4 protein-coding genes, 3 tRNA genes and 2 pseudogenes are annotated in these 8,238 nt (G+C 68.8%); 5 read left to right on the top strand and 4 right to left on the bottom strand.

Annotated features, from left to right (window positions below; all coding sequences use genetic code 11):
• Positions 1-165 precede the first annotated feature (165 nt).
• The 3 genes and pseudogenes from AD428_RS18885 to AD428_RS18875 form a co-directional block, all read right to left on the bottom strand.
• Positions 166-1,540: pseudogene (locus AD428_RS18885) on the bottom strand (Imm32 family immunity protein).
• Positions 1,524-2,195, bottom strand: coding sequence for a response regulator (locus AD428_RS18880; protein WP_053246201.1), 672 nt, complete (start codon positions 2,193-2,195; stop codon positions 1,524-1,526). Before AD428_RS18880 ends, AD428_RS18885 begins: the two are co-directional and overlap by 17 nt.
• 206 nt (positions 2,196-2,401) lie before the next feature.
• Positions 2,402-2,477 (bottom strand) — tRNA-Thr (locus AD428_RS18875).
• 167 nt (positions 2,478-2,644) lie between these two features.
• On the opposite strand from AD428_RS18875, the gene AD428_RS18870 reads away from it, so the two are divergent.
• From AD428_RS18870 to AD428_RS18860, 3 genes are all read left to right on the top strand, one after another.
• A tRNA-Asn gene (locus tag AD428_RS18870) sits at positions 2,645-2,720 on the top strand.
• A gap of 167 nt (positions 2,721-2,887) precedes the next feature.
• Positions 2,888-3,889 (top strand): CobW family GTP-binding protein, encoded by a 1,002-nt coding sequence (locus AD428_RS18865; RefSeq protein ID WP_053246200.1) that lies wholly within the window; start codon positions 2,888-2,890, stop codon positions 3,887-3,889.
• A gap of 89 nt (positions 3,890-3,978) precedes the next feature.
• A complete protein-coding gene (locus tag AD428_RS18860) occupies positions 3,979-4,899 on the top strand; it encodes a LysR family transcriptional regulator (protein WP_082308495.1) in 921 nt (306 codons plus the stop codon).
• Between the two features lie 662 nt (positions 4,900-5,561).
• Here the strand turns inward: AD428_RS18860 and AD428_RS18855 are convergent.
• Positions 5,562-5,638 (bottom strand) — tRNA-Met (locus AD428_RS18855).
• A 63-nt stretch (positions 5,639-5,701) separates the two neighbouring features.
• Here AD428_RS18855 and scpB point away from each other — a divergent pair.
• Positions 5,702-6,868, top strand: a complete 1,167-nt coding sequence (gene scpB, locus AD428_RS18850; RefSeq protein WP_053246199.1) for an SMC-Scp complex subunit ScpB — start codon at positions 5,702-5,704, stop codon at positions 6,866-6,868.
• A 35-nt stretch (positions 6,869-6,903) separates the two neighbouring features.
• A pseudogene (gene rluB / locus AD428_RS18845) lies at positions 6,904-8,238 on the top strand (23S rRNA pseudouridine(2605) synthase RluB); the annotation flags it as partial.

The following is an 8,238-nucleotide window of genomic DNA, read 5'->3' as shown; positions in this document are numbered from 1 at the left end:
CGGCCACGCCCAGCGCGGCGGCGGCGCCGCGCCGCCGATGGCGCCGGCCGCGAGCAGCGCCACGGCCAGGCGCGAGGGGGTGAGTTGCGAGGTCTTCATGTCGGCTCCTCTGCGTTCATGTTGAAGGACATGGCGCTATGGTGAAGCCTGACACTTAGGGGAATCTTAATTTGCGCCTGCCGGCGCGGCCCGCGCCACGTCCGCCCGGGGATGGGCCGGAAAATCCACGCGCACCCGCAGGCCGGCGCCCCAGGGCGCGTCGTGCAGCGTGATGCGCGCGCCGTGTCGCTCGGCGATGGAGCGCGCGATCGCCAGTCCCAGGCCGCTGCCGTGCTGGGTATTGCCCTCGGCGCGGTAGAAGCGGTCGAAGACGCGCTCGCGTTCGGCCGGCGCGATGCCCGGGCCGCTGTCGTCGACCAGCATGGCGCAGCCCAGGTCGGAGGGCTCGAGCCGCAGGTGCACCCGTCCGCCGTCCGGCGTGTACTTGACGGCGTTGTCCAGCAGGTTGCGCGCCAGCAGGCGCAGCGCCTCCGGGTCGCCGCGCACCCAGGCGTGGCCGGCGCCGCTCTGCTCCAGGGAGATCGATTTGGCGTTGGCCGCGGGCAGGGTTTCCGAGAGCGTCTGGCGCAGCACCTCGGACAGGTCCACCGCCACGAGCGGCTCCCGCGCCACGCCGCTTTCGTGGCGGGCCATGGAGAGCAGTTGCTCCACCAGGCGCGTGGCGCGGTCGATGCCCGCGGCCAGGCGCTGTTCGGCCTGGCTTGCGGGCTTCCGCGTCCGGGGCGCGCTGCAGGGCCTGCAGCTGCAGCCGCAGCGCCGCCAGCGGCGAGCGCAGCTCGTGCGCCGCGTCGCCCACGAACTGCTTCTGCAGGGCAAACGCACTCTGTATGCGCGCCAGCAGCAGGTTCAGCTCCGCGATCAGGGGCCGGATCTCGTCGGGCAGGCCATCTTCGTTCACGGGCGAGAGATCCTCGGGCTGGCGGGCGGCTACCTGCGCGCGGGCGCGTTTGACCGGCCGCAGCGACCAGCTCACCACGCACCAGATCACGAACATGAGCAGCGGCGCCGCCGCCGCGATGGGGGCAATGGTGCGCAGCGCGAGCGCGCGCGCCATGCGGGTGCGCACCGCCATGTCCTGCGCCACCTGGATGACCTGGAACGGCGTGGCGAGGGAATAGACGCGATAGGTGCTGCCTTCGATGCGGGCGTCGGAGAAACCCAGCACGATCTGGTCGGGCAGGGGGCGGCGGGAGCGCGAATTGAAGACGCGCACGCCGTCCGGGCTCCAGATCTGGATGATGAGATCGTCCGCCGCGGGGGAAACCGCGCCGTCGCCGCGCGAGGGGCCGGTGCTCAGCAGTCCGTCGCCCGCGCCCAGCGACAGCGCGGTGCGCTGCAGCAGCGAATCGAAAATGTCGTCCGCCTGGGCGAGCGTGCTGCGGTAGGCGATGGCGCCCTGCACCAGCGCGCCCACCGCAATGGCGGCAAGCAGGAAGAAAAGCAGCCTGGCCCTCAGCGAATAGCTAAGCGGAATGCTCATTTTTGGGTATGACGTAACCGACCCCGCGGACGTTCTGGATCAGATTCTGTCCCAGTTTCTTGCGCAGTCCATGAATATAAACCTCGACCGCGTTGCTGCTGATGCTGTCCTTCCAGCTATAGAGCTTTTCTTCTAGCTGGGCGCGCGAGAAGATCATGCCGGGCCGCGCGATCAGGGGCTCGAGCACGGCCCATTCGCGCGCGGTGAGCGCGACCGGCGCGCCGTCCACCATGGCGCTGTGGGACTGCGGGTCGATGGTGATGCCGCCGTGCTCGAACACGGGTTCGGCCCGTCCCGCGCTGCGGCGGATCAGCGCGCGCATGCGCGCCAGCAGTTCGTCCACGTCGTAGGGCTTGACGATGTAGTCGTCCGCGCCCGCGTCCAGTCCGGCCACGCGGTCGGCGACCGCATCGCGGGCGGTGGCGATGAGCACCGGCGTGCGGTCCTTGCGGGCGCGCAGATCGCGCAGCACCGCCAGTCCGTCGCGTTTGGGCAGGCCCAGGTCCAGCAGCACCAGGTCGTACGGATCGGTGCGCAGCGCCAGTTCGGCGGCAGCGCCGTCTCGAACCCAGTCGACGGCATAGTGTTCGGCGCGCAGGCAGTCCAGCACGCTTTCGCCGATCATGGTGTCGTCTTCAACGAGAAGGATGCGCATGGGTGTGCTCGCAGGGAAGCGCCGGCGAACGCCGGCCTACAACCAGATTGGATGCGGCCCGCGCGACCGGAGTTCCCCGGGATGCGGGCGGGGTCCGAGGTCCGGGTATCGGGCTCCGTGGCGGACACTTGTGGCGCCGGAACGCGAGGGAAGGCGAAATGAAAACAGAAATGAAAAAGCAGCCCGTAGGGCTGCTTTCTGGATTCTGGTGCCGGCAATAGGAGTCGAACCTACGACCTTCGCATTACGAATGCGCTGCTCTACCAACTGAGCTATGCCGGCCTGACCGTTCCGCATCTGCGTGCGTCCCTTTATCGGGGCGCGCGGGTCACGAAAGACCGAGATCATATCAGAGATTCTTGGCAAAAGGAAACCGTGCCCGCGTTTTTCTTCAAAGCCACGATTTGCATTTCCCAAAAAATTCCTCCATAATCTCACTTCTTAGCAGTTCCCCGATAGCTCAGTCGGTAGAGCGACGGACTGTTAATCCGCAGGTCGCTGGTTCGAGCCCAGCTCGGGGAGCCAAGGAATTTGGGGCCAATCACGCAAGTGATTGGCCCTTTTGGCTTTGGGGTGGCATTGAGGCTTTTATTACAGGGCTTTGGGGGCTTTGGGGGCGTTTCGGCGCTCGGCCTTGGTTTTCTCCGGCCTTTCCCGGTTTTCGGCGATCGCCGCTTTCGAGGTAGTGGGCCATGGGGCTGCAGGAGCAGGACGGGCGCATCCGCGTCGAGGTGATCACCGGGTTCCTGGGCAGCGGCAAGACCACGCTGCTCAACCGGCTGCTGCGCGAGCCCGCGTTTGCCGGCTCGGTCGTCATCGTCAACGAATACGGCGATGTCGGGGTGGACCATCATCTGGTCAGGCCGGCGAGCGACCGCGTGGTGCTGGTCGAGGGCGGCTGCCTGTGCTGCGCGGTCAGCGGCGACGTGGCCGATGCGCTGCGCGATCTTTTCATGCAGGCTTTGCGCCGCGCCATTCCGCCTTTCCGGCGGGTTTTCATCGAGACGAGCGGGCTGGCCGACCCCGCGTCCGTGATCTTCACGCTGCGGCACGACCGTTTCCTGGCAGAGCGCTACGTTTATACGGGCTGCGTGGCGGTCGTGGATGCCCGGCAGGGCGCGCGCCGCCTGGCGGAACATCCCGAGGCGGTGCGCCAGCTCGCGCTTGCCGACGCTGTCGTGTTCAGCAAGGCCGATCTGGCCGGTCCGTCCGAACTGGCCGAAGCCGAACGCGCCGCGAGCGCCATTAATCCGGGCGCCCGGCGCGCCGTCCATGTGGCCGGCTCGGCCTTGCCCGGGCTGCTGGCCGAGCCGCTGCCGGCGCGCCGTTCTCCCGCGGAGCTCAGGTCGTGGCTGGGCGCCTATGCCGGAATGGCCGGGTCGCGGCATGCGCCGGCCGGCAGTTGCGTCGTCGCCCTGGACGCGCCGCTGCCCCGGGCGCGATTTCTCTCCGGGGTGGCGCGCGTGCAGGAGCGGTTCGGCGATGCGCTGCTGCGCCTCAAGGGCTGGGTCGCCTTCCAAGGCGAAACCCTGCCCATGGAGGTGCAGGGCGTGCATGGCGAACTCTATCCGCTGGCGCCCCTGCCGGGCTGGCCGGAAGGCGAGGGCGAGTCGCGCCTGGTGGCCATCGTGCGCGGCGAATGCCCGGAAACCGTGCGCGCCGCGCTGCAGGAAGTCCTGTCGGCCCGGGGTTGACGCGCACTGACCCTTGCGGGCGGCCCGGCAAGGAAAACGCCCGGAAGTACGGTATAAACGTTACGTCTGATGCGCGGATCGAGACAATCATGGACCGTCTGAAAGCCATGCAGGTATTTGTCGAGGTCGCCGACCGGGGCAGCCTGTCGGCTGCGGCCATCCATCTGGACATGTCCCGTGCCATGGTGTCGCGCTACCTTGCCGAAATGGAACAGTGGGTGGGGGTGCGGCTGCTGCATCGCACGACGCGCCGCCTCAGTCTCACGCCGGCGGGCGCCGAAACTCTGCCGCGCTGCCGCCAGATGCTCGAAATGGTGGGCGAGCTGCGCAGTGCGGTGGCCTCGCCCGAGGATGCTCCCCGCGGCCTGCTGCGCATAACGGCCAGCGTGTCGTTCGGCGCGCGGCACCTGGCGGCGCTGGTGGCGGAATACGTCGGCCTGCACCCGGGCGCCAGTGTGGATCTGGTGCTGGTGGAGCACGCGGTGAACCTCATCGAGGAGCGGGTGGACCTCGCGGTGCGCATCACCAACGACCTCGACCCCAACGTGATCGCCCGCAAGCTCGCGGTGTGCCGCTCGGTGGTGTGCGCGGCCCCCGCCTATCTCGCGCGCGAGGGCGAGCCGGCGCGCCTGGAAGATCTTTCGCAGCGCAACTGCCTGACGCACACGCATTTCGGCAAGAGCCTGTGGCGCTTCATGCGCGACGGGCAGCCGGTGGACGTTCCGGTCGACGGCAATATCCGGGCCAATGACGTCTCCGCCCTGGCCCGGGCGGCCGTCGAGGGCGCAGGCATCGCCATGCTGCCCACGTACCTGGCGGCCGACGACATCGCGGCAGGGCGCCTGCGCCCCATTCTCGCGTCGTTTCCGCCCGAGGAACTCGGCATCTACGGTGTCTACGCGTCGCGCCGGCAGATGCCCCTGATCCTGCGCTCCATGCTCGATTTCCTGGCGGCCAGGCTGGAGTCGGCTCCCTGGGACGCGCAGGCCCCGCGGCCTGCCCGGGCTTGAGGCGAGGGGATATGGCGCTATAATTTGCCTATTGCATCAACAGGTTGGGGCGGGCGTTGCGCCTGCGCGGGTTTGCCGGCAAATCCGCCATAGCCCCTTGGTCTGTCTGCCTGTGACCTGCCTGTGATCTGTTGGTCAGGAAAAACATCTAAGAATCGCAAGCCCGGCAGGCGCGCTCGGCGCGCTCTTGCAACGGAGGGGGCGGAACGGATGCGGCGCCACTGCCGCGCCGCGGTCCGGCGCCGGGTGCTTGCGGATCAGGGCCTTGTTTACCTTGTTTTGTTAGGGGCCGGGCATGTGTCCGTCGTAGCGGGCGCTGCGCACGGTCCGCCGGCCGATGTGCCGGCTGTTCCGGAAATCAGGCGCGTCCGCCCGCCATGCGGGGCGGTTCGGGGCTTGCCGCCAGGCCAGGACTGTCTTCGCGCGGCCGAATTCCAGGCTGTCATACAGGATTACGGTGAGAACATCGCACAATCATGCCATTCACGGCCGGGGCGCCATCGATGCCGGGCGAATCCTGCCGGCCGGCTGCGGGCGCGTCGCGCGCGGCAGCCGGGTGGCGGGCCGGAATCGGGAAATCCAGGAAAACCGGGCAGAACGCCACATGCACACGGAACGCCAGATGCAAAAAGCCCGGCGCAACGGCCGGGCCTTTCGAGTTCTGGTTGCGGGGGCAGGATTTGAACCTACGACCTTCGGGTTATGAGCCCGACGAGCTGCCAGACTGCTCCACCCCGCGTCTGGAAGAATGAAATAGTAATCCCATTTTTTGCCGAACGCAAGTCGGCCTTTTAAACGTTGGATGTCGATGAACGATAGCGAGGCGATACTCGTGCTGGAAACCGCGCTGCTGTGCGCGTCGCAGCCGATGCAACTTTCGGATATGCGCAAGCTTTTCGCGGAGGATCCGCAGTTCGACAACGCCAAGCTGCGATCGCTGCTGGAGACGCTGGGCGAGCAGTGGAACGGCCGCGGCATGGAGCTGGCGCAGCTCGCGTCGGGCTGGCGGTTCCAGAGCCGTCCGCAGATGCAGCGCTACCTGGAGCGGCTGAATCCCGAGAAACCGCCCAAGTATTCGCGCGCGGTCATGGAAACGCTGGCCATCGTTGCGTGGCGCCAGCCGGTCACGCGCGGCGATATCGAAGACATACGCGGCGTGACCGTTTCTTCGCAGATCGTCAAGGCCCTGGAGGACCGCGGCTGGATCGAAGTGATCGGCCATCGCGATGCGCCCGGGCGTCCCGCGCTTTTCGGCACCACGAGGCAGTTTCTCGACGACCTGGGGCTGAGGGCGCTCGACGAGCTTCCGCCGCTGGAGTCCGCCCAGGCGGCCGCGGCGCTGGCGGGGCTGGACCTGGGCGAGGCGCAGCCCGCGCAGGGCGAGGCCGAAGCCGCCGCGGAAACTCCCGCCGCCGCCGAGGAAAATGCGGATGTTCCGCGTGCGGAAATGTCTGTTTCGAGCGAAACATCCGCCACGGCGGCTGCCGATGGCGTAGAATCACCGCTTTCACGCATACATGAAGACGAAGGCGTGAATGGCGCGGACGTTGCGGGCATGCCTGCGGACGAGTCGTCTGCAGAGGCATCCCCCGCGGATACGCCGATTTCCCCGGCGCGGGCAGACCAGGCCCGCTCCGCGCGCCAGGATGAGCCCGCCGAGGCCGCGATCGCGGCGCCCGACGGCCAGATGCCCGACGACGCCGCCCAAGAGGCGGAATCCGCATCCCCTGAAAAGCAAGCAAGGCCCGGCGAGCCGGGCGATTCGATCTCGCAGGCGGCCGCTGCCGGCGGCGTTTCCATGGATTCGCCGCAAGCCGTGCCCGGAGCCGAGGCGGCTGGCAGTCCGGCGGCTGCAAACGGGCCGGCGCCCGGCGGCGAGCCGCAGGCGCGGCCGCCCGAGTCCGGCCCGAGGCCGGCATTTCCTGATGATGAAGAGGCGCCCGCCGCAGGCAGGCCCAACCAAGTTTGAAATTCGGAGCTGTCCCCGTGACAACGAATAGCGCTATGCAGGATGACACACCCCGTTCGGACGATGCCGTGAAGCCGGCTTCGCCGGAATCGTCGCCGGCCCGGGAGCCGGCCGCAGAGGCCGAGGGCGGCGCCCGCGGCCGCGGGCGCAAGCTGCGCACGCCTTTCCGCCGCCGCCGCTCGGAAGCCGCCGAAGCGCGGCCGAGGGCGCGCTCCCGCGGCGGCCGAGGCGCAGCCGCGCGGCGGCGATCGCGGCACCGAGCAGGAGGCCGAGCAGGCGCTGGCCTACCTGGAAAAGGCCGACCGCATGGAGCAGCGCCTGGGCAAGTACCTCAACAGCGAGGCGGTCATGCCCAAGCTGCACAAGGTGCTGGCGGACGCGGGCATCGGCTCGCGCCGCGAAATGGAAGAGCTGATCATCGCGGGCCGGGTTTCCGTCAACGGCGAGCCGGCCCACATCGGCCAGCGGGTAGGCCCCAACGACCAGGTGCGGGTCAACGGCAAGCCCGTCGCCCGCCCCAACGCCAAGAAGCCGCCGCGCGTGATCCTGTATCACAAGCCGGCCGGGGAAATCGTCAGCCATGACGATCCCGGCGGGCGCGCCAGCGTGTTCGCCCGCCTGCCCAAGCTGCGCACCGGCAAGTGGCTGTCGGTCGGAAGGCTGGACCTGAACACCGAAGGGCTGTTGATTTTCACGACCTCGGGCGACATGGCCAACCGCATCATGCATCCCCGCTACGGCACGGAGCGCGAATACGCCGTCCGCGTGCTGGGCGAGATGGACGATGCCCAGCGCCAATCGCTGGTCGACGGCATCGAACTCGAAGACGGCATGGCCGCCTTCGGCTCGCTCGACTACCTGGGCGGCGACGGCAGCAACCGCTGGTACCGCGTCACGCTGCAAGAGGGCCGCAACCGCGAGGTCCGGCGCATGTTCGAGGCGGTGGGCGTGACCGTCAGCCGCCTGATCCGCACCCGTTTCGGCGACATCGTGCTGCCCCGCACGCTGCGCCGGGGCCGCTGGGAGGAGCTGGACGCCTCGCTGGTCACCGCGCTGATGGTGCAGCTGGGTCTGCTGCGCGACGACGATGAATCCGGCGGCCGCCGCCGCTCCAAACAGCCGCAGTCGCACGACAGCGCGCTGCCGCCCGGATTCGGCACGCTGGACCGCAACGGCATGAACGGCGCGCGCATCGGCCGCCGGGGCAAGCTCCAAGGCGGCCGCCAGGGCAGCCCGGGGCAGGTTGCCGCTTGTCCGTCCGATCCTTTCGGCACGGGCCTGATGATCGCCGGCGGCTACGCCAACGGCCATCCGCTGGCCGCCGAGGGCAGCCGCAAGGGCAAGTCCGGCGCTTCGCGCGGCGGCAAGGG

Source organism: Achromobacter sp. DMS1 (genome assembly GCF_001270295.1).
This window is presented reverse-complemented; position numbering and strand designations above follow the sequence as displayed.

Bases quoted from the DNA above. Each gene is read 5' to 3' on its own strand.
- scpB (WP_053246199.1), top strand. From the start codon at position 5,702: ATGTCGATGAACGATAGCGAGGCGATACTCGTGCTGGAAACCGCGCTG.
- AD428_RS18860 (WP_082308495.1), top strand. From the start codon at position 3,979: ATGGACCGTCTGAAAGCCATGCAGGTATTTGTCGAGGTCGCCGACCGG.
- AD428_RS18865 (WP_053246200.1), top strand. From the start codon at position 2,888: ATGGGGCTGCAGGAGCAGGACGGGCGCATCCGCGTCGAGGTGATCACC.
- AD428_RS18880 (WP_053246201.1), bottom strand. From the start codon at position 2,195: ATGCGCATCCTTCTCGTTGAAGACGACACCATGATCGGCGAAAGCGTG.